Here is a 21,502-nt window from a genome sequence, read left to right on the forward strand (position 1 = left end):
TGGTGGCGAGGGTGGCCTAGCGGCTCGCCTGCGCGAGGGCGCGCAGTTGAGAGACACGGGCGTGGACGACGCCCTGTGCTGGCTCCCACGGTTCCTGGGATGGCGCCTCACTACGGCAGACACGGCACAGTCCACCAGGGAGCGCTTCGGGGCGGCCGGGGGTGCCGCAGCCGGTGCATTCCATCACCCGGCGAGGCGATGGTGCGTAGGCGGTCTCCGGTCGCTCGGGAGGCAGCCTGTCGATGAGCCTCTTGCGGGTGAAAGCGCCCGGGCAGTGAATGACGTCGGGGAGCCCGGCCGTGAGGATCCGCGCGAACTCCAACGGCGTGACACCCCGGTCGAACCACTCGGCGGCGAGGTCTTCGAGGGCGGTGCACTCGGCGGCGGAGAGCGTCAGTCGAGGGTCGGAGCAGCCGAGGCTTGCCAGGGCGATGTACGCGGGTGAGCGCTCATGCGGCGCCTGTTGCCGGGCGGATTCCTGGGCTGGAGGCGCGGCCGGCGAAGGCGCGGACTGCCGGGCGTTGCGCGCCAGGAAGGTCTCCCACCAGGCATCGTCACGCGCGGTGCGAGAGAAGTACGAGCGCGACACCCACTGCGTACAGCCTTCGACGGGCTCCCTGAAACGCCGCAGGTGACCGGCCGCGGACAGGGCCCTGAGCGCGGAGGCCACGGCTTGCTGCCCGTAGGCCGGAAGTTCCTTGGCGAGGGTCTTGATGTCGACGGCGGCACCGTCGGGGAGCCGGTCGAGGTGAGCGGCGATGGACGCCTCGCGGGCGGGGAGATGAGCGAAGTCGTCCCGGGTGCGCGGGGCTTGATCGGGGGCGGTTCGCTTGCCGTAGCCGGGTGCGGCCATGGGGGCAGGGGTAGGCTGGACGTCAGCCACGAGATCACGTTCCTGATCTAGGTGGTCAGACCCCGGCTTGGTGTTGGTAGCACCGGCCGGGGTTGTTTGTTGCGCCGCACGCTACACAGCAACAGCATGGCGTGGCGACTCGGTTGCAGAAAGTCAACACATGTGCTTTACGTGCGTGCCCGCGCGAGCTGGGAGGGAGGGTGGGGAGAGCCCCACCGTCCATTCCGTACATGGATCGCTCGGATCCCGACTCCCGAGTCTCAGGTTCCCAAATCCCCTGGTGACACGGCCGGATGGCAGCCACCCGCCACCGAAACCCGAGCTTCGGGCGGGTTGGCAAAAACTCAAGAGCTATCTCACCGCCGCCCGCAGTACAGCGCCGGCGTCGTCGGGCATGCCGTACTCGTGGAGCTGCAACGCGACAGACATCACCGCACGCTCTGACTGCTCGCGCCCGTAGATCTGGATGAAAGCGTCAGCCAGCTGGTCGTGCTGCTGTCGCAGAAGGACGAGAGACGCCGCGCTCTCCAGTGGTGTCAGCACGTCGGTGGTCCCATGAAGGAGACCGAGGGCGGAGGATTCATCCTCCGCCAGCAGCTCAGCCGCTCTCTGCGCGAGTTGCCTGGCGGCGGCAACATCTGACGCGGTGCGCTGCCGGTCCCCCTTATCTGGGGGGACCGGCAGGTGCGCTGCCGGTTCGCTGCCCCCTCGAACGGCAGCGTGGCCGGCCCCCGACGGGGACTGCGGCCCCTTGGCGGGCAGCCGAAGCGAGACGGTCTCTGTTCGGGTATGCGCGCACTCGTCTTCCAGAGCGGTGACCTTCTCTTCCAGAGTGCTTACCTGCTGGCGGAGAGCTCTGCAGGAGCTGCAGTCCGTCTTCTCGGCGGCTTGGCGTAGCGCGAGGTAGTGAGACAGTGGCTTGATAGCTGCTCTATCTCCCGAGGTGAGATTGGCCAGGGTGTGCAGGTTCTCTATGAAGTGCCGCGGTGCTGGCAGCCTTCCACTGAGGTAGCGGTGCACCGTGCTCGCGGCGATGCGGTACTGGCAGTGGCTGGAAAGAAGCTCTGCCACCGTCCGGACTGGGGCAGCCGAAGGCTCCAGCGATGCGTGCAACTCTGAGAGCCCATCGACAAGAGCCTTCCTGCCTGGCAGCAGGCCACCATCGATCTCGACACCCGCTTGACGGCGCTTTTGCATAGTCCATCCCCCACGGTTGCTGTGCCGGTGCGTGCTCACCAAGTGTGCAGCAGTGGTCTGTTGCGAACTCAGACGCAACAAGAGTTTTCACTGGCGTTTCGTTTGATCATGCGCTGAAGTAGTTGCCAGATGGGCTCCGGGGGTGGCTGGCTCTAGGCCTGCCAGAGGAGCCCGCAGACACGATGAGCGGAGGCTCTACATGACGCTGCCGTCTTGGCGGGACGGAAAGTACGGGACCAAGGTGCGCGCGGCCCTGTGGCTGGAGTCCGAGGTGGGGGAAGGCAACATCTTCACCAAGGCGCAGTTGCGCGAGGCATTCCCGGACGTGGCACAGATTGACCGCCGGATGCGTGATCTCCGTGACCATGACTGGACGATCCACACGCGCCGTGAGGACCCTGCCCTCAAGCAGGAGGAGCAGAGGTACGTCAGTAAGGGGGCCGAAGTCTGGATCCCTGGCCAGGCGAAGACGCTGAAGTCGAAGTCCAGCCTTACCGCATCTCAGCGGACCAAGGTCATGATGGCCGACAGCTTCCTCTGCCGGTCCTGTGGCATCGGCGCGGGTGAGTCCTACTACGACGGCGGGCAGGACTCCCAGCTCGACATCGCCCGGCGGAAGGTGGTGCTGGCAGACGGTTCTGTGCAGGTGCAGTTTGTCACCGAGTGCAATCGCTGTCGGATCGGCGGCCGGGAGCGTGAAGTGGACCTCGGCGAGGTGGTCAGCCAGGTGACGGCTCTCGCTCCCTTGGAGCGGAAGGTCTTCGCCGCATGGCTTGAGGCCGACGGCCGCAAGCCCAGTGCCCTGGAGAAGCTGTGGGGTGTGTACCGGACCCTTCCGGAGGAATCCCGGGAAGCGGTCAAGCGGGCCGCGGCCAACGAGGAAGAGTGAGCGAGGGAATCGGAACCATGCTGCGAGAGTTTGCAACGCCCCCGCGGGCGCAGGAGTTCAGCGAGCTGATCAAGACGAGGCTGAAGGAGGCGCAGAGCCAGGGCGGTACCCGGGAGTCCGTCACGATCGACCTGAATGGCCAGCCCCTGCACGTCGAGGTGATCACCCTCCCCCTCAACGGGCTCTACTTCAACCCTGGAACGCACCGCATCCGCGCTCAGCGCAGTCATAAGCCGGAGCTCGACGCGGCACTCGACAAGGACCCGTGGAGCGCCGAAAGCCAGGACTATCTGAAGTTCCTGCTCCAGGCCGAGCCGGCGAACCCGGATCGCCGGGACGTCGACTTCGACAAGCTGAAGGACAGCTTGAAGGAGTTCGGCCAGAACGACCCCGGTCTGGTGACCCATCACGGCGTGCTGGTGAACGGCAACACCCGTGCCGCCGCCTTGCGGGAAATCGGTGCGCAGTCCATGCGCGTGGGCGTCCTTCCGGAGTCTTTTACCTGGGCTGACATCAACGCGGTGGAGCTGGCGCTCCAGCTCCGTAAGGACCACCGCCGCGACTATTCGTACATCAACCGCCTGCTGGCCATGGAGGAGCAGGCCTCGCTGGGGCGTACCCCCGATGCAATCGCGAAGGACTTCCGCATCCGCACGGCTACCTACCATCAGGAGCGCTGGATCCTGGGCACCGTCCGCGAGCTGATCGAGCGCAGCAAGAGCGGGGGTGGCGCGGCGCTCCGGCTTGTCGACTTCGAGGATGACCAGGAGAAGCTGAAGGAGCTCCACCGCAGCTACGAGAAGCTGGCAGTAGTCGACCGGGACCAGGCGGAGGTACTCAAGGAGATGCGGCTGGTCGCCATCCTCTTGGGGTTCTCCAAGACGGATGTCCGCCACATCGACGAGGAATTCCTGAAGAAGGATTACTTGGGGAAGGAGCTTCCGGAGGAGCTGAAGAAGGCGTCGGGCGTCGGTGAGCCGGAGACGGTGTCAGTCCCCGGGCTCGGTGCGACAGTTCCTGGTGCGACGAAGGCCGTTGCCGCCGCGCGGGCGCTCAACGACCAAGTGCTCCGTGCCAAGGCTTCCGCTCGAAGCGCGGAAATCGACCTGCTTGGCTCGCAGGGCGGTAGCGCACAGAAGCTTTTCGACCAGGCGAAGGGTGCCTTCGATAAGGCGATCGACTCTGCCGGCCGAGACGCACGGGTGCGGAAGCGGAAGCAGCTTGCCCCGGCGCGGCTCGCGGATGCCTGCGCGGACATTGACCAGTGCCTGGTGGACCTGGTGCAGGCCCGTGCTTCCCGGACTCTCGACGAGGAGGCGTTCGACGAGGCCGTCCTGAAGCTCAGGGAGAGCCTTCGCAAGCTCGCCCAGCAGGCCGGCCGCGGACTTGCCCACCCGGGCGATGGCGTCTCATGGCTGATCGATGCCGCAACGGTGGAGGTCTCCTGATGGCCGAATCGGCCACAGAGGCGTCCTTGCGCCTCTCCTTTGACGAGTCGCGTACGAAGGTCATCCTGCGCACCACGGATGACTACCGCGAAGACTTGGTTCAGCTGGCTGCCCGTTTTCGTACGGGCGGCCAGCTTGGCCCGCTGGCCGTGTCGGTCGAGATCGATGACCTGCTCGCGCAGCTGAACGCGATCAGCACCTGGCCCCACCACACGGGCGTGGAGTGGGACCCGGAGCTTCGCGAACTGGTGCTCGGCATCCTCCAGGACGCCGATGCCGTCAAGAAGCGCCTCGATGCTCCTGACCAGGCACCGGAAATCTCGCCTGACGACGTTCCGGGCATGCTCGGGGACGGTTGGACGGCCAACCTGAATGCCTTCCAGCGGCGTGACATCGCCAAGCTTCTGTCGCTTCAGCACGGTGCGAATTTCAGTGTCCCGGGTGCCGGCAAGACCCGTGTGGCCCTTGCGGTGTATGCCGCCCAGAAGGCACAGGGAAAGGTGAGCAGACTGCTGGTCGTCTGCCCCAAGTCCGCCTATGAGTCCTGGCAGTACGAGACTGGAGCTTGCTTCGTTCACGCGCTGCGGCCGTGGTTCCCCGATGGCCCGCATGACCCGTTTGCCGAGGTCTTGATCGTTAACTACGAGCGGCTGGACCGCTCGCTGGGCATGCTGGCGGCTTGGCTTCAGGCGGCGCCCTCCATGATCATCCTTGACGAGGCGCACCGCATGAAGCTGGGGGCGCGCGGCACGTACGGGGCGGCGTGCATGGCGCTCGGTCCGCTCGCGCGCCGTCGGCTGATCCTGACAGGTACGCCGGCCCCGAACGGCCCGAAAGACCTGGAAAACCTCCTGGGCTTCGTGTGGCCGGGGCATGGCCAGCGGTCTGTGGTGCAGGCCGTGGCAGGGGGGGACCTCCGCCACGCCAGTACTGTGCTGAGGCCGCTCTTTACCCGTACCACCAAGCAGGAGCTCGGGCTGCCTCCGATGGAGGTGCGTATGCGCTACGTGGACATGCCTAGCCTGCACGCGGAGATCTACAACTCCCTGGTGACCGGCGTGAACAACGGGGCACGTGATGATCTCAGCACGCTCGGCAAGACGGCGCTTCGATTGCTGATGGCCGCGACGAGCCCGGCGCTGCTGCTCGAAGGCGCCACCCAGTACGAGCCCCTGGCCTATCAGCTGCCGCCTCTGGAGATACCTCAGGGTGACTCGCTGTTCACTCTTCTGCAGGACCTTCCGGACTACGAGCTGTCCCCCAAGTACAAGGAGGCCGTCTCGATCGTTGCCGCGAACGCGGCGCAGGGGCGCAAGACGCTGGTGTGGACGACGTTCGTGCGGAGCTTGACGACGCTGGAAAAGCTGCTGGAGGCGTATGGGCCCGCAGTCGTCTATGGCGGGACCCCCGACCGCGAAGAGCAGATCCGGCGCTTCCGGGAGGACCCCAGCTGTATGGTCCTGATCTCCAACCCGGCGACCCTGGGTGAGGGCATCAGCCTGCACCATGTGTGCCACGACGCCGTGTACGTGGACAGGGACTTCATGGCTGGCCGTTTCCTGCAGAGCCTTGACCGCATCCATCGGCTCGGTTTGGATCCCAGCACTGAGACGCGGGTCACCGTGCTGGCGGCCCGCAACACGATCGATCAGGTGGTTGAGGTGCGCCTTGACCAGAAGCTGGAGTTCATGGGCAAGATCCTCGATGACCCCTCCGTGCAGCAGCTCTCTGACCTGCAGGAAGAGCCCGCCGTCGGGGCGGGCCTCGGGACGAGTGACATCGCGGCCCTGCTGCACCACATGGACGGGAGCTAGCCACAGGCTCCGTGTACCTGTCCTGCTGGAAGTGACGAAAATCTAGGTGGGGGACACTCCTGGAGCGGGATGCTGTTGCTCATCGCTCTCTCTGCGAAACTTGAGCAACTGCTTTCGTCGCACCAGGAGGAACCCGCCGTGACCGCCGGCACCGAAGAACGCCAGCCGTTGACCTCGATCGAGATCTGCGCTGGTGCTGGCGGACAGGCTGTTGGCCTGCACAACGCCGGCTTCCGTCATCTGGCTCTTCTGGAGATCGACAAGTTCGCGTGCAAGACGCTGCGCACGAACGTGCGTGATCACCCCGAATGGGCAGGCTGTGAGGTCGTCGAGGGTGACGTCATCGACGTCGATCCCTTCGCTCACCAGCAACTCGCGAAGTTCGCGCTGAAGCCCGGAGAGCTGGACCTCCTTGCTGGTGGAGTGCCCTGCCCGCCGTTCTCTGTCGCTGGTCGGCAACTGGGGGCAGAAGACGAGCGTGACCTGTTCCCCAGGATGCGGCAGCTGGTGAATCTGCTCCGCCCGAAGGCGGTGATGATCGAGAACGTTAAGGGGATCCTGGAGAAGAAGTTCCAGGGCTACCGCGACGAGATCGTCGCAGAGCTGAAAGGGTACGGCTACGACTTCTGCGGCTGGGAGCTGATTGAAGCCTGCCGTTACGGGGTTCCGCAGCTCAGGCCTCGAGCCATCCTCGTCATGATCGACAAAAAGTTCACTGTTGATGCGAAGTTCGAGTGGCCGGTAGGCGATGACAGCGTCTTCACCGTGGCGGAAGCTCTTGACCAAACCATGAGCGAGCGATGCCAGCCCTACGGAGCCAGAGGGCAGGCCGCGCTCGAAAAGTGGCGGGATCATGCCAAGGGGCGTGGTGTGGCGCCGACTCTCGTTGGTGGATCCAAGAAGCATGGTGGGGCTGATCTTGGACCTAGCCGGGCAAAGGCTGCGTGGGCTGAGCTGGGTATCGATGGCATGGGCGTAGCCAACGACCCTGATAGGTGTGATCCTGACCGGGACCTCTTCAGGAAGAACGGTCCGATGCTCACGGTTGAGCAGGCCGCCATCATCCAGGGATTCCCGCGGCACTGGCACTTTGAAGGCGGGAAGACGGCCCGGTACCGCCAGGTGGGCAATGCCTTCCCGCCGCCGGTTGCCGAAGCGGTAGGAAGGGCCATCGCCGCTGTCCTTCGCCCTGAGGGCAACCAGGAGGATCTAGTCCCCGCCGCCCGGCAAGAGGCCGAGCTCAGCCCGGCGTCGGCGGACCACGTCGGCGATCTTCAGACTGCAGTCGTCTGAGGATTCGTGCTCCCAGAAGCGGAGCACGAGCCACCCCGCCGCGATAAGGCGCTCGTCCGTGTCCCGGTCGCGCGCCATGTTGCGGGCGACCTTGTCGGACCAGTAGCCGGCGTTAACCCGGGGTGCTAGGTAGTGCTCCGGGCAGCCGTGCCAGTAGCAGCCGTCGATGAAGACAGCGACCTTCGCCGGGCGGAAGACGAGATCTGCCGTCCGGCGGAGGTCCGGCAAGGGGCGCGCATGAAGGCGGTAGCGGAGGCCCTGGGCATGCACGAGGCGGCGGATCAGCTGCTCGGGCTTGGTGTCCTTGTTGCGGATCGCCTGCATGTTGCGGCGCCTGGCCGCTGATGAGGCCCAGGAGCCTTCCGGGGGCGTCCACTCGGTGTCTTCGGGCACGGTTCAGAGGGTAGTGCCGACCTGGACGCTGGCGGTCCGGTAGGCCACCAGCGCGATCTAGGAATCCGCTAGCGATACTGCCCAGGGCCCTGGGCCCAGCCCCACGCTGGCGGGGGCACAAACGGCCGCGGCACCGCACCCGCCGCATGCGCCAGCGCCGGCTGCGCCAAGTGCTTCCGCTGCCAGAGGTGGTGCAGGAGTTCCTGCTCGCGGGCCGTGAAGTCCGGGCCCGCCGTGCCGTTGTGGGCGCGTTGGCGGAGGAAGGCCAGGGACGTCGCGAAGGAGATGTACTCGGCCACGGCGCGGGCTGCCTGGGGGCCGCCGGTGCGGCGGGCCAGGTCGCGGGCCATGCCTCGGGCGCGCATCGAGGACAGGGCGATCGGTTCGGGCGGAGTGAGCCAGCCGGCCGCCTGGTAGGCGGGGAGGTGGGCCCGTACGGTGCGCAGCTCGTTCTGGCGGGACCAGATCGTCAGCCAGGTCAGCGCGCCGAAGACCGGGACCATGAACAGGCTGTAGACCGCCAGGAAGCCGACCGCGGGCAGGCTCGCCGAGCCGTTCCACACCCCGTGCAGGACCATCGCCGTGAGCAGGGCCGCCAGCGGGATCAGGAAGCGGCGTACGCGCCGGTGCGGGGCGAGGGTCGCGGCGATGCCGAAGCCCAGGCCCGTCATCGAGGTGAAGAGCGGGTGCGCGAAGGGGGACAGCAGGACGCGGATGAAGAAGGTCGCCGCCGTCGTCGAGCGCAGCCCCGAGTAGCCGAAACTCTGGTCGTTCGCGAACGCGTTGCCCAGGTAGAGGATGTTCTCCGTGAAGGCGAAGCCCGTCGCCGTGATCCCGGCGATCACCACTCCGTCGACGATCCCGTTGAAGTCCCGGCGCCGGTACAGGAACAGCAGCAGCACCGCCGCGGCCTTGGCGCTCTCCTCCACCACCGGCGCGACGAACGTCGCGCCCCACGTGTTGGCGTCCGCCCGCTGGGTGGCGTCGACCGTGTTCAGCAGCCACTTCGTGGCGTAACCGTTCGCCAGGATCGCCAGCAGGGTGGCCGCGCACGCGCCCCACGCGAACGCGAAGATCAGATTCCGCCAGGGCTTGGGCTCGACCCGGTCCATCCAGCGGAACGCCGCCACCAGCAGCGGTACGGGCAGCACCGCCAGCCCCAGGCCCACCAGGAAGCCCTCGGTGCCCGTCTGCTCCCGCACCAGCGCGAGGATGACCAGACCGCAGAGCGCGAGCAGCAGGATCAGCCCGCCCGCGCGCACCGCCTTGTTGTCCCACAGGGCCCGGCGCGGCTTGTAGCGCCAGCCCGCCGGCGCGGGCAGTGCGGGGAAGCTCGGCTGCTGTCCGTGGGCGGGCGCCGGCCCGGCGATCGGCTGGTGGTGGGGCGGGGACTCATGCACCCGATGACCCTAACGAAGGGCCCTGTCGGGGAGTGGGCGGTTTTCCGCCCGTGAGACATCCGTCCCACCACGGGCCCCCGCCGGGGTTCCCCCACGGCACGGGCCCGTCCTACCGGCGTCCCGCCTAGCGCTCCCTGCGCGTGAACATCACGTCGTGCACCACGTGCCCCTTGTCCAGCCCCTGTCCCTCGAACCGCGTCAGCGGACGGAAGTCCGGGCGCGGTGCGAAGCCGCCGTCGGGCTGGGTGTTCTCGAAGTCCGGTGCCGCCGAGAGCACCTCCAGCATCTGCTCGGCGTACGGCTCCCAGTCCGTCGCGCAGTGCAGCAGCCCGCCCGGCGCCAGGCGCGTCGCCGCCAGCGCGAGGAACTCCGGCTGGATCAGCCGGCGCTTGTGGTGCCGCTTCTTCGGCCACGGGTCCGGGAAGTAGACCCGGATGCCCGCGAGGGAGTCCGGGGCGAGCATCTCGCGGAGCAGGATGATCGCGTCGCCGTTGGCGACCCGGACGTTCGCCAGGCCGTTCCGCTCGGCGAGGCCGAGCAGATTGCCCTGGCCCGGGGTGTGCACGTCACAGGCCAGGATGCCCGTGCCCGGGTCGGCGGCGGCCATCTGCGCCGTCGCCTCGCCCATGCCGAAGCCGATCTCCAGCACGACGGGCAGCTTCGGGTCGCCGAACAGCTCCCCGAGATCCAGGCGGCTCAGGCCGTCGATGTCCAGGCCCCACTTCGGCCACAGGCGGCGCAGGGCCTCGCCCTGGCCGGTGGTCACGCGGCTGCGGCGCGGCTGGAACGAACGGATGCGGCGCTCGTGGTGCGAACCCGCCGGATCCGGGGCCGGTCCGTCGGGGAACATCGGCTCACGCCTGCGGGCGTCGGACGCCGGGACGCTGCTGTCTGGGGTGGGGGCATTGTTCTCGGGCACAGTGCTCCCAATTCTACGGGCGTGCCGGCGCCCCGGACCGGGCTCACGCGTGACCGCGCTCACTAGAGGCCCGGACCCGCGGAGCCCTGCCCGGACCCACGGAGCCCTGCCCGAGCCCGCGGTACCCGAACCCGCCGCGCCCGGACCCCGCCGCCCCCTCAGCCCAGCGCCGCCAGCCCCGCCAGCGCCCTCCGCGCGACCTCCCGCCCGATCGGCAGCGAGGCCGTCGCCGCCGGGGACGGGGCGTTCAGCACATGGACCACGCGCGGGGACTCGGCGAACAGGAAGTCGTCCACCAGCGTGCCGTCCCGCAGCACCGCCTGCGCCCGCACCCCGGCGGGCGCCGGTATCAGGTCGTCCGCCGAGACCTCCGGCAGCAGCCGCCGCACCGCCTCCGTGAAGGCGGCCTTCGACAGCGACCGCCGCACCTCACCGGCGCCGTACCGCCAGTGCCGCCCGGCCATCCGCCAGGCGCCCGGCCAGCCCAGCGCCCCCGCCAGCTCGCCGGGGCGTACCGTCCCGCGGGTGTACCCCTCCCGGGCGAGCGCCGGGACCGCGTTCGGCCCCAGGTGGACCGTGCCGTCGACACCCCGGGTGAGGTGGACGCCCAGGAAGGGGAACGCCGGGTCCGGCACCGGGTAGACCAGACCGCGCACCAGCTCCGCGCGGGACGGGTCCAGTGCGAAGTACTCCCCCCGGAACGGAATGATCCGCATGCCGGGGTCGTCCCCCGCCAGCCGCGCCACGGCGTCGCTGTACAGCCCCGCGCAATTGACCAGGACCCGGGCGCGCAGCACCTCGCCCGCGGCCGTGCGCACCGCGACCCCCGACTCCCGCCGGCTGATCACCCGCACCTCCGCGCCGTACCGCACCGACGCCCCCGCGTCCTGCGCGAGGCGGGCCAGCCGGCCGGCCACCGCGCCGAAGTCGCACACCCCCGTCGTGCCCACATGGATCGCGCCCAGCCCGCGGACGTGCGGCTCGTGCTCCGCTATCTGGGCGGGACCCAGCTCCCGCACCGGGATGCCGTTCTCCCGGCCGCGCTGGGCCAGGGAGTGCAGGCGGGGCAGCTCCGCGTGGTCCGTGGCGACGATCAGCTTGCCGGTGACCTCGTGCGGCAGGCCGTGCTCGGCGCAGAACTTCACCATCTCCGCCGCGCCCCGCACCGCGAACCGCGCCTTGAACGATCCCGGGCGGTAGTAGATCCCGCTGTGGATCACTCCGCTGTTGCGGCCGGTCTGGTGCCGCGCGGGGCCGGCCTCCTTCTCCAGGACGACGACGCGCGTACCCGGAGCGGCGCGCGTGATCGCGTACGCCGTCGAGAGGCCCACGATCCCGCCCCCGACCACCAGTACGTCGCAGTCGTACGCCCTCACCACCGTCACCTCCCCGCGCCGGCCGGACATCCGCGACCGGCACCCGGCGCCCTCGGCGCCTCACCCACCGTCCCCATGATGACCTGCGCCACTGACAACGGCTCGAAACCCAGGTCAGGCCCGGGATCCAGCCGAAAGGATCACACAGGGGGCGGAGCCGGGGGAGGCGGAGACGGCTGCGGAAGGAGGGGAGGGCGGAGACGGAAGAAAGAGGAAGGGGGCGTTCCGCGGGTAGAGGCGGGTCCGCCACCCAGCGGACAGCGGACAGCGGACCGGGAACAGGGGGCAGGGAACAGGGGACCCGCCCCCCTCACCCCAAAGACACCAGCAGCGGCCGCGCCCGCTCCCGCAGCTCCACCACACGCGGCTCGTCCCCGTACGGCTCCAGCCTGTGCAGCAGATCCCGGACGTACTCCGTCGTGCGCGCCGACGAGATCCGCCCCGCGACCTCCACCGCCCGCGTCCCGGCCGCGCACGCCGCGTCCAGATTGCCCGACTCCAGCTCGGCGACCGCCGACACCACCAGCCGCAGCCCGTGCGAGCGGACGAACTCCTCCGTCGGCCGGGCCAGCGCCTGCTCGGTGAAGCGCTGCACCTGCCGCGGCATGCGCAGGTCGCGGTAGCACTCGGCGGCGTCGGCCGCGAACCGCTCCTGGCTGTAGAAGTCCAGCCAGGACGGGTCCGGGTCACCGGCCCGCGCCCGCTCCAGCCACCCCTCGGCCGCCTTCAGCGCCGTACCGCAAGCAGGCGCGTCGCCCGCCTTGGCCTGGGCCCGCGCCTCGACCAGGCGGAAGAAGCTCATCGTGCGGGCCGTCGCCAGGCCGCGGTTGCGCTCCAGGGCGGCCTGCGCCAGGTCGACGCCCTCGTCGGCGAAGCCGCGGTAGGTGGCCTGGAGGCTCATCGAGGCCAGCACATAGCCGCCCAGCGGCACGTCGGCCGCCGCGCGGGCCAGCCGCAGCGCCTGGATGTAATAGCGCTGGGCCGCCTCCTGCTGACCGGTGTCGAAGGCCATCCAGCCGGCGAGCCGGGTCAGCTCCGCGGTGGCGCCGAACAGCGCCCGGCCCACCTCGTCGCTGTACGAGCCGAGGAGCAGCGGCGCCGCGTCGACCCGCAGGCACTCGGGAACCATCGACGAACGCCAGTCACCGCCCCCGTACTTGGAGTCCCACCGCCGGGCGTCCTCCGCCGCCTCCCGCAGCTTCGTCACGTCGCTGTGGCCCACCCGCTGCGGAGCCCCGCCCTCCGAACCACCGCCGACCTCGGCCTCCTTGGCCACCTGATGGGCCTCGCGGGCGACCGAGCTGTCGGCCGGGGTTATCAGCCAGCGCGAGGCGGGCGTCGCGTAGGCGCTGACGGAGAAGGATCCGGCCAGGCTCTGCCAGATGCCCCCGCCCCCGCGGCGACCGGCGAGATCCAGCCTGTACAACTCCGTGGCGGACCGCACCGCCTGGCCGACATCGCGCGGGAAGGCGAGCCCCACCTCGGGCGCCGGATCCGCGTCCGCGAGGCCGATCTCGTGCAGCGGCACCGGCCGGCCGAGCTTGCTCGCGATGGCGGCGGCGATCAGATGGGGGGCCGCGCCCTGGGGCACCATGCCCTTGGAGACCCAGCGGGCCACCGACGTCTTGTCGTAGCGAAGCGTCAATCCCCGCTGCGCACCGAGGTCGTTGACCCTGCGCGCGAGACCGGCGTTGCTGATCCCGGCGAGGACGAGGACGGTGCCGAGCTTCTCGTTCGGCCCGCGTGGCTCCCTGGACATGCGCACCCCTCGACAACGGCGACGCCCGCCCGGCATAGGCGCGGGGCATTCGTAAACCCAGCGTAGTTCCCCGGATCCCGACCGTTAAGAGGTGTTGTCCCGGATGGCGAGATTCTGGTCCGTGCGGACGTGCACGGAGGGGCACGTGCTCCGGTTGTGTGTGGCTGTGCGCCCATCGTGCGCTCTGTCCACGCCATAGGAACCGCGGTTCCATGGAAGGCGCGTGGGTTGGCCCGCTGTACTGGATCCAGTGGGCTGGGGGAGCCGCCGCCTCATTCCCCGCGGGCGGCGGAGTGGTCCGGGAGGCGGTCTGCCGCCTCCCGGACCTTCGCGTGCCGGGCCCGTACCGCCACACTTCGGGCGAGGCGGAAAGAAGCGTCCCGCGAGTGCGCCCCCGGCTGTCCGTCGCCGCCGAGTTTGGCCTGAACTCGCCGCAGGGCAAGCCTGGATGGCGCCCTTCCGCCCGACCGGCCGTCCACCCGGCAGCACCACCGGCCGGCCATCCGCCCGCCGGTGCCGCGACGCGCCCGCACACCTCGGGCACCCAAGGCCCCGCTCGTGACAGCATGTCCCGTGCAGTGGGCGTGACCGGTCCGGCGGTCGGTGCGGTGCTCCGCAACGGCCTTACGGACGGCCGTTGTTCGCCCCGGCGAGCCGGGTGGAAGCGCTCGTGGTGGCGGCGCCAGGGCGCCACCTCGCCCCGCTATCAGGCGGGTTGAGGAGAAAAGGAAACAGAACTGTCGCCGCTTTCGCCGTCGCAAATGACGGTCCACTGTGCATGATGACTGCACCTGTTGGTTGTCCACAGCCTGTGGAGGCGGCGATGCGCTGGTTGGTGGGGTGGAGCAGCACCGCCTCAGGGGCCGGACCCCGAGCCGCGCCCCCTTACGGCGACGGCCCGGACCGCTTCGGCACCCCGGCCGGCCTCGACGGGCCCACCGTCCACCCCGTCGGCGCCCAGCTCCTCTGGGGCGACCCGGCACCCCTGTGGGCCGTCGGCGACTGGCGCCCCGACGAGGTCCGCGTCGTCCAGGCCGACCCCTTCACCCGCCTCGCCGTCCTAGGCCGCTGCGGCGCCGGCGACGAGGAACTGCGGGTCGGGCTGATCGCGGCGCGCGGCGGCGCGCTCCGCCACCTCACCGCCTGGCCCGGCGGCTACACCGCGGTCGCCCAGGTGGGCCGGCGCATCACGGTCGCGGGCGACCTCGCCGGCGCCCGCCCCGTCTTCCACACGGCATGGGCGGGCGGCACCGCGTACGCCACGGCGGCCCTGCCCCTCGCCGACCTCATCGAGGCACAGCTCGACGTCGGCCACCTCGCCGCCCTGCTCGCCTGCCCCGACTCCCCGGAGGCCCTGAGCGACGGCACGCCCTACCTGGGCGTACGGCGCGTACCGCCCGGCCACGCGCTGGTGCTGCGCGACGGCGCCCGCGACATCACCGGGTACGAGCCCACCGCCTCGCTCGCCGTCGCGGGCCCCCAGCTCGCCCCCGAACAGGCCGTCGAAGGCATACGGGACGCCCTCGTCGAGGCCGTCCGCACCCGGCTCGCCGCCCCCCGCCACGCCCCGGAACCGCCGGGCTTCGACGGCCTCGACCCCGGTCCCGTCCCCGGCATGGGCCCCGCCCAGCGGCGCGCGGCGCGCGGCGCCGCCGTACCCGCCCCCGGCATCGGCGCCGACCTCTCCGGAGGCAGTGCCTCCGCCACCCTGGCGCTGCTCGCGGCCGGTCTGCCGGGCCTGCCCGGCACCCCGCTCGGCCACGGCAGCGGCGCCGGCGAACGCCTCCTCGCCGTCACCTTCAACGACCTGGCGGCCGACGGCGGCCGCGCGCGGGAGGACGAGCTCGAACGGGCCCGCGCCATGGCCGCGAACCCCCGCCTGCACCACGTCGTCGTCGCGGCCGGCGAAGAGGCCCTCCCGTACGCCGACCTCGCGAGCGGGCCGCTGACCGACGAGCCCGGCCCCTCCCTCGTCACCGCCGAACGCCACCGCAGACGGCTGGCCGCGGGCAGCGCCGACCACCTCGTGGGCCACGGGGCGCGCCAGGTGCTCGACGCCCACCCGGCGCGCCTCGCCGACCTGCTGCTGGACCGCCGCAGACGCCACCTGCTGCGGCCCGTCTCGGCCCTGGCCCGCGCCGAGGGCCCCTCGGCGCAGTCCCTCTTCGTGCCCTTCACCGTCTACCGCGCGGCGCGCCGGCTGGCCCGTACGTCCTACCGGGAAGGACTGGAGACGGTGGCGGGCCAACTGCTGGCACCCGGCTTCCCGGCCGTCGCGGACGAGCCGCCGGATCCGCACGGGCCCGCCGTCCCGGGCGCCGGCCTCGGCGTCGGCCCGCCCCCGGGTGCGGTGGTTCCGGGCGGCGCCGTCGACGCCTCGCTCGCCGCCCTGACCTGGTGCCGGCCGGGTCCGGCGGCGCGCTGGCTCACCGGTGAGGCACTGGCCGAAGTATCGGTTCGCCTCCATGCCGCCGCCGTACGGCCCTCAGGGCTCCTCCAGCGCCCCGGCGAGCGCCGCGCCGCCGCCGCGCTCGCCCGGCATGCGGCCGACCACCGGGTCTTCGAACAGGCCGCCGAGGTCCGCAGCCAGCGCCTGCACGCCCCCTTCCTCGACAACCAGGTCGTACGGGCCTGCCGCGCGCTCCCCGAGGCGCTCCGGGTGCAGCCGGGGGCGCGCGCGTCCGTCCTGCGCGCGGTCCTCGCCGGGGCCGGGGTCCGTGAACTGCCGCCCGGCTGGGGCGCCACCTCGCACGCCGCCCACGCCGCGGCCGTGCGCGCGGGCCTCAGAGCCTCCGTGAAGCCCCTGCTGGAGCTCTTCGACGCCCCGCTGCTGGCCGACGCGGGCCTCGTCGACGCCAGAGTCGTACGAGCCGCCCTGAACGCGGCCGCGGACGGCCGGGCCCTGCCCCTGGACGGCCTGGCGGAACTGGTCTCCACGGAGGTGTGGCTGCGGCGGCTGCTCGCACGGCGCGGCACCTGCTGGACGGGCGCGGCGGCCCCACGGCAGCGCGCGGTGGCGGGCGGGGTGGGACCGGGGACGGGGCGGTGACGTCCGAGGGCCGGTGAAGACCGGGAAAGCCGGGGCCGGTGGCCTCAGCCGCAGCTGAACCGGGCCGCCGCCCAGTCCGCCACCGTCATCGTGCCCCAGGCGGAGCCCGGCTCGACGACCAGCCGGATCGTCCGCTGTCCCGCCAGCGGTACATGCACGGGAACCGCCGCCTCGCCGCCTCGCACGACCTCCGAACGCCACAGCCGTGTCTCGTCGCCGTAGACGGAGAACCGGGCCGAGCCGAATCCGAACGTCATGTCGTCGACGCCCACCAGGGCGTCGTAGGACGTGCAGGAGCGGTTGAGATCGACGGTCACGGAGGACATGGCGTTCACGCTCACGCCGTCGCGGTACGTCACGCCGCCGATCCGCAGCCCGTACCGCTGCCAGAGCCAGCTGCTGACGCCCGGCCGGATCTCGGGGCCGGTGCCGTCGCCCACGCCCGCGTAGTCCATCTCGTTGAGGGGGTACGTGGCGGCGGGCGGCGGGGTGGGCTTCGGGGGCGGCTTGGGTACCGGCGGCCGGGGAGGCGTGGGCTTCGGGCTGGGCGCCGGCGGCCGGGGCGCGGACGGCGTCGGCGTGGGGCGTGGCTTCGGCGCGGCCGCGTGACGCGGCTCCGGCGGCTTGCTGCTCACGGACGGCGTCGGCGTGGGACTCGGGCTGGGGGTGGGTGTCGGACGAGGCGGAGGAGTCGGTGAGGGGGTCGGTGCCGGCTTCCGGGGCGGCGCGGGCACGACCGGCGCCGCGGTGGCCTTGGCCTGCGGCTTCTTCGGTGGCGCGGGGGAGTTCCCGATCAGGGCGTACGCGGCCACGGCACCGGCGGCGACCACCGCCCCCGCCGCGATGCCGATCTTCGCGGGCGCGCCGAGGCCCTCGCCGGCCGCCGCACCCCCCGAACCACCACCCGCACCCGCGCCTCCGGCACTGCCGGAACCAGCGGCCCCGGCGCCCCCGGCCGTCCCGCTCGCGGCCGCCGCCGCACCCGCCCCGACGGCCGTACCGGCGCCCGCCGCACCCGTGGCCAGCCCCGCCACCGCCTTGACGGAGAAATCGGCGGCGAACCAGCCGATGACCGCCACCGGCAGCAGCACACGCAGCCGCTCGTTGACGTCCGCGACCTCCAGCGCCGCCGTGCGGCAGCGCGCGCAGTCCTCCAGGTGCTTGCGCAGGCCGCGCTCGGCCCGCACCCGCAGCCCGCCCCGGGCGAAGGCGCCCAGCCGGTCCGCGTAGCGCGCGCAGTTGCCGCCCGCCGTCAGCGAGGTGCTCACATGCGCCTGGAGATACGCCTGCTTCAGACCCTCGCGGGCCCGGTGCGCGAGCACCGCCGTGGCATTGGCGGTCAGCCCCAGCAGCGGTGCCACCTCGCTGGGGGAGCCCTCCTCGACGGTGGTGTGCCACAGCACCGTCTGCCAGCGTTCGGGCAGGCTGCGGAACGCCCGCACGGCCAGCGAGTGTTCGGCCTCCCGCATGGCCAGCACATCGGCGGCCAGGTCGAGGGTGTCGTCGTCCGGAGCGGTGGACGCGCCGGCCGCCGAGGCCGCGAAGACCGCGAAGTCCTCGACCAGCTGCTCCCGCTTGGCGGTCTTCCCCCAGGCCGCCGCGACCCGCCGGACGGTGGTGAGCAGATACGCGCGCACCGACGAATCCGGTCCCGCGCCGCTCCGCACCGCCTGCAAGGTCCTGGCGAAGACCTCGTTGGTCAGGTCCTCGGCGGTGTGGTCGTCGCGACAGCAGCTACGGGCGTACCGGCGGACCGCCGCGGCGTGCCGCCGGTACAGCTCCTCGTACGCCACGCTCTCGCCGCCCCGCATCCGCGAGACGAGCTCGAGGTCGGACGGCGGTACGTCGGCTTCGGCACCCGCACCGGGAGGCGCATCGGAATCCCCGGCCGCCCCGGAGAAGATCTCGGCGAGGAAACCGGAGGGGGCGCCGTCGGACCCGCTGTCCGATGCGCCGTCCGATCCACCCTTCGACCCCGCTGCGGTGCTCTCCCCGGCCCCCGTGCCCGCCCCGCCGCGATGTCTGCCCTGGCGCTGCCGGGGCACGCTCGCGTCGATGCCGCGCGCGCCCAGGTCGGGCGAGAAGGGGGCGGGAAGGGAGAGGTCGTCGTGCACAGGCAGGTGACGGGGGAGCGGTGACTCACCTTCCTCATCGCTCCCGCGCGGTTCTTCCGGCCCGTCAACACCCATAGCGGAGGCCCCTGTACACACCAGCACATTTGGACATCCGGAAGCGTGGCACAGCGTCGGCCGTCACGAGGGCAGCGCGAGCCGCAACCACTCATCCGTGGTGTCTTGGCGCACCAGGAGTACTAGAGATCACCCGAAAGGGGAAGGATTGCCCGAACGCGCCCCGTGACCTGCTCCCGCAGACCACCTGACGGTTCGTGAAGCGAGCCTGACGGTTCGTGAAACGGAACGGAAGCCGGAGCGCCGTCGGACCCGGTCGGCGGCAGTCCCCTGTCGACGGCGGTGCCCGTCGCCAGAGGCCCGCCACCACCGCGGCACACTGAGCGAGGCGCCCGCGGCACGGGCCGCTCTCACGGCCCGCACCGCGGCTCACTCACGGATCGCCCGCGGCCCCGCCCGGACGTGCTCCGCCCGGCCCTACTGCTCCGACGGCCGCGACCGAAGGCCTTCCAGCAGGATGTCCAGCAGTCGCGAGGACGCCGCCGCCTGCTGCACCGCGTCCGGCAGCGACGGCGCGGCCGTCGCTATCACCAGCAGCACATCGGCGACCGTGACGTCCGCGCGCAGCTGACCCGCCGCCCGCGCCCGGTCCACCAGCCGGCCGACGACCTCCAGCAGCGCTGCCGCACCCGAGTCGTCCCGCTCGTCGACCGGGGCCGGCCGCTGCTCGACGAGCCGCAGCTCGTGCAGCTGACCACCGGTGGCGCCCGGCTGCCGCTGCTGCGGCACCCTCGGCTCCAGCCGCTCCTCGGCCTCCACGTCGACGCCGACCCGCAGCACCTGCGGCGGCAGCAGCCGACCCGCGCCCGAGGCGACCGACGTGCGGAGGAACCGGGAGAGAGCCGACCACGGCTCGTCCTCCTGGCCCAGCGCCGTACGGGCCTGCTCGGTCAGCCGAGCCGTCTCCTCCTCGGCTATCCGCCGTACCAGCACGTCCTTGCTGGGGAAGCGGCGGTAGACCGTGCCCACTCCCACGCGGGCCCGGCGCGCCACGTCCTCCATCGGCGCCCCGTACCCCAGCTCGCCGAAGACCTCGCGAGCCGCTCGCAGCACATGCTCGAGATTCCGCTGCGCGTCCACGCGCAGCGGAGTGCTCCGGCCACCACCTGCGTCAGCGGACGCGACAGCGGTCGACCAATGAGAGCCCTGAATATGCATATGTGTTCCCCCGGTTATGACGTCTCCCCCCGGAGACTCCCCGCCCTGACTGCCGGGGCACGTCTCTGACACCCCGACGGAGTACGAACATAGTTGAGCCCAGGTCAAGAAAGAAGAGGTAGTTCCGCACAGGCCATCCCCGATTGGAGTACGGGCCCCTTCCGGCCTGATTCTGCACCACCTCACAACCCCACCACAGCCACCCTGACCTGCGCGCCTGTCTCCCGCCCCAGGACCCCGGCCGCGGAGGGATCACCTCCATGACCGGTCATACATTTCGCCGGGCCTGTGGACAAACCGTCGCCGGGGGTGCGTCATGGGAGGGAGCTGTGCTCGCCGGGGCGACCCGGCACCCCGGCCGGACACCCCTCGGGCCGGGCGACATCGCGAGGAGGGGCCTTGGTGAAGGAACCGGCGCGCATTCTGATCGTCGGCGGCGGCTACGTCGGGATGTACACCGCCCTCCGCCTCCAGCGGAAGGCGAAGCGGGGCGAAGCACACATCATCGTGATCGACCCCGAGCCGTACATGACCTACCAGCCCTTCCTCCCCGAGGCCGCGGCCGGCTCCATCTCCCCCCGCCACGTCGTGGTCCCCCTGCGCCGCACCCTCCCCAAGTGCCAGGTCGTCATCGGCGAGGTCACCTCCATCGAGCACGCCAAACGCACCGCCACCATCAGCACCCTCGCCACCCGCGAGGACAGCACGGGCGCCATCGAGGTCCACTACGACGAGCTGATCCTCGCCCCGGGCTCCATCTCGCGCACCCTCCCGGTCCCCGGCCTCGCCGAGCACGGCATCGGCTTCAAGACCGTCGAGGAGGCCATCGGGCTCCGCAACCACGTCCTCGAACAGATGGACATCGCCTCCTCCACCCGGGACCCGGACGTCCGCGACGCGGCGCTCACCTTCGTCTTCGTCGGCGGCGGCTACGCCGGCGTCGAAGCCCTCGCCGAGCTGGAGGACATGGCCCGCTACGCGGCCCGGTACTACCACAACCTCGAACCCGACGATCTGCGGTTCATCCTCGTCGAGGCCTCCGGCCGCATCCTCCCTGAGGTCGGCGAGGACATGGGCCGCTACGCCCTCCGGGAGCTGCGCGGCCGCAACATCGACGTCCGCCTCGACACCCGGCTGGACTCCTGCGTCGACCGGGTGGCCGTGCTCAGCGACGGCGCCCGCTTCCCGACCCGCACCCTCGTCTGGACCGCCGGCGTGAAGGCGCACCCGGTCCTCTCCGCGACCGACCTGCCGCTCAACGGGCACGGCCGCCTCAAGTGCACGGCCGCCCTCACCGTCGACGGCGTCGAACACGCCTGGGCGGCCGGCGACGCGGCGGCGGTGCCCGACCTCACCGCGGAGGAGGAGGGCACGTACTGCGCGCCCAACGCCCAGCACGCGGTGCGCCAGGCCAAGGTCCTCGCGGAGAACGTCCTCGCCTCCCTGCGCGACCGGCCGCTGAAGGACTACCGGCACAAGTACGTCGGCTCCGTGGCCTCGCTCGGCCTCCACAAGGGCGTCGCGCACGTCTACGGCAAGAAGCTCAAGGGCTACCCCGCCTGGTTCATGCACCGCGCCTACCACCTCAGCCGGATCCCCACCTTCAACCGTAAGGCGCGCGTGCTCGCCGAGTGGACCCTCACCGGGCTCTTCAAACGCGAGATCGTCTCCCTCGGCTCGCTGGAGAACCCGCGCGCCGAATTCGAACTCGCCGCGGACACCGGACGTCATCCGGAAGCGAGTTGACGCAGGTCGTGGGCCCGGA

Annotated in this window: 15 protein-coding genes; 6 read left to right on the top strand and 9 right to left on the bottom strand. The window is 71.2% G+C overall.

Going from position 1 to position 21,502, the window contains the following annotated elements:
* Positions 1–16: 16 nt before the first annotated feature.
* A complete protein-coding gene (locus SMD11_RS18065) occupies positions 17–853 on the bottom strand; it encodes a hypothetical protein (protein WP_087930582.1) in 837 nt (278 codons plus the stop codon).
* A gap of 351 nt (positions 854–1,204) precedes the next feature.
* Positions 1,205–1,924 (bottom strand): hypothetical protein, encoded by a 720-nt coding sequence (locus SMD11_RS18070; RefSeq protein ID WP_087927436.1) that lies wholly within the window; start codon positions 1,922–1,924, stop codon positions 1,205–1,207.
* 325 nt (positions 1,925–2,249) lie between these two features.
* Here SMD11_RS18070 and SMD11_RS18075 point away from each other — a divergent pair, with 325 nt between their 5' ends.
* From SMD11_RS18075 to SMD11_RS18090, 4 genes are all read left to right on the top strand, one after another.
* Complete coding sequence (locus SMD11_RS18075) at positions 2,250–2,939, top strand: hypothetical protein (RefSeq protein ID WP_087927437.1); 690 nt, start codon at positions 2,250–2,252, stop codon at positions 2,937–2,939.
* On the top strand, positions 2,936–4,387 hold the full coding sequence (locus SMD11_RS18080) for a hypothetical protein (protein WP_324614751.1): 1,452 nt from the start codon (positions 2,936–2,938) through the stop codon (positions 4,385–4,387). Before SMD11_RS18075 ends, SMD11_RS18080 begins: the two co-directional genes overlap by 4 nt.
* Entirely contained in the window at positions 4,387–6,201 is a 1,815-nt protein-coding gene (locus SMD11_RS18085) for a DEAD/DEAH box helicase (RefSeq protein ID WP_087927438.1), read from the top strand. Before SMD11_RS18080 ends, SMD11_RS18085 begins: the two co-directional genes overlap by 1 nt.
* Before the next feature lie 69 nt (positions 6,202–6,270).
* Positions 6,271–7,494 carry a DNA cytosine methyltransferase gene (locus SMD11_RS18090; protein WP_087927439.1) on the top strand — a complete coding sequence of 408 codons (1,224 nt, stop codon included), beginning with the start codon at positions 6,271–6,273 and terminating at the stop codon, positions 7,492–7,494.
* Here the strand turns inward: SMD11_RS18090 and SMD11_RS18095 are convergent.
* The 5 genes from SMD11_RS18095 to SMD11_RS18115 form a co-directional block, all read right to left on the bottom strand.
* Positions 7,411–7,818, bottom strand: a complete 408-nt coding sequence (locus SMD11_RS18095) for a very short patch repair endonuclease (protein WP_234366417.1) — start codon at positions 7,816–7,818, stop codon at positions 7,411–7,413. The genes SMD11_RS18090 and SMD11_RS18095 overlap by 84 nt on opposite strands.
* A gap of 137 nt (positions 7,819–7,955) precedes the next feature.
* On the bottom strand, positions 7,956–9,287 hold the full coding sequence (locus tag SMD11_RS18100; protein WP_087927441.1) for a PrsW family intramembrane metalloprotease: 1,332 nt from the start codon (positions 9,285–9,287) through the stop codon (positions 7,956–7,958).
* Positions 9,288–9,411: 124 nt separating this feature from the next.
* Positions 9,412–10,206 (bottom strand): tRNA (guanosine(46)-N7)-methyltransferase TrmB, encoded by a 795-nt coding sequence (trmB, locus tag SMD11_RS18105; RefSeq protein ID WP_234366079.1) that lies wholly within the window; start codon positions 10,204–10,206, stop codon positions 9,412–9,414.
* A 158-nt stretch (positions 10,207–10,364) separates the two neighbouring features.
* Positions 10,365–11,582: an L-2-hydroxyglutarate oxidase gene (gene lhgO, locus SMD11_RS18110; RefSeq protein ID WP_087930585.1), complete on the bottom strand. Its 1,218-nt coding sequence runs from the start codon at positions 11,580–11,582 to the stop codon at positions 10,365–10,367.
* Between the two features lie 310 nt (positions 11,583–11,892).
* Positions 11,893–13,341 carry an MFS transporter gene (locus tag SMD11_RS18115; protein ID WP_087927442.1) on the bottom strand — a complete coding sequence of 483 codons (1,449 nt, stop codon included), beginning with the start codon at positions 13,339–13,341 and terminating at the stop codon, positions 11,893–11,895.
* A gap of 823 nt (positions 13,342–14,164) precedes the next feature.
* Between SMD11_RS18115 and SMD11_RS18120 the strand changes: the two genes are divergently transcribed.
* The gene (locus SMD11_RS18120; protein WP_087927443.1) at positions 14,165–16,390 is read left to right on the top strand and encodes an asparagine synthase-related protein; all 2,226 of its coding nucleotides are present in this window, start codon (positions 14,165–14,167) and stop codon (positions 16,388–16,390) included.
* A gap of 44 nt (positions 16,391–16,434) precedes the next feature.
* On the opposite strand, the gene SMD11_RS18125 is transcribed toward SMD11_RS18120, so the two are convergent.
* The gene (locus SMD11_RS18125; RefSeq protein ID WP_087927444.1) at positions 16,435–18,579 is read right to left on the bottom strand and encodes a sigma-70 family RNA polymerase sigma factor; all 2,145 of its coding nucleotides are present in this window, start codon (positions 18,577–18,579) and stop codon (positions 16,435–16,437) included.
* Positions 18,580–18,996: 417 nt separating this feature from the next.
* Complete coding sequence (locus SMD11_RS18130) at positions 18,997–19,737, bottom strand: TetR/AcrR family transcriptional regulator (protein WP_087927445.1); 741 nt, start codon at positions 19,735–19,737, stop codon at positions 18,997–18,999.
* Positions 19,738–20,187: 450 nt separating this feature from the next.
* Here SMD11_RS18130 and SMD11_RS18135 point away from each other — a divergent pair, with 450 nt between their 5' ends.
* The gene (locus tag SMD11_RS18135; RefSeq protein WP_234366418.1) at positions 20,188–21,483 is read left to right on the top strand and encodes an NAD(P)/FAD-dependent oxidoreductase; all 1,296 of its coding nucleotides are present in this window, start codon (positions 20,188–20,190) and stop codon (positions 21,481–21,483) included.
* Positions 21,484–21,502: the final 19 nt, after the last annotated feature.

The organism is Streptomyces albireticuli (genome assembly GCF_002192455.1).
Lineage (GTDB): Bacteria > Actinomycetota > Actinomycetes > Streptomycetales > Streptomycetaceae > Streptomyces > Streptomyces albireticuli_B.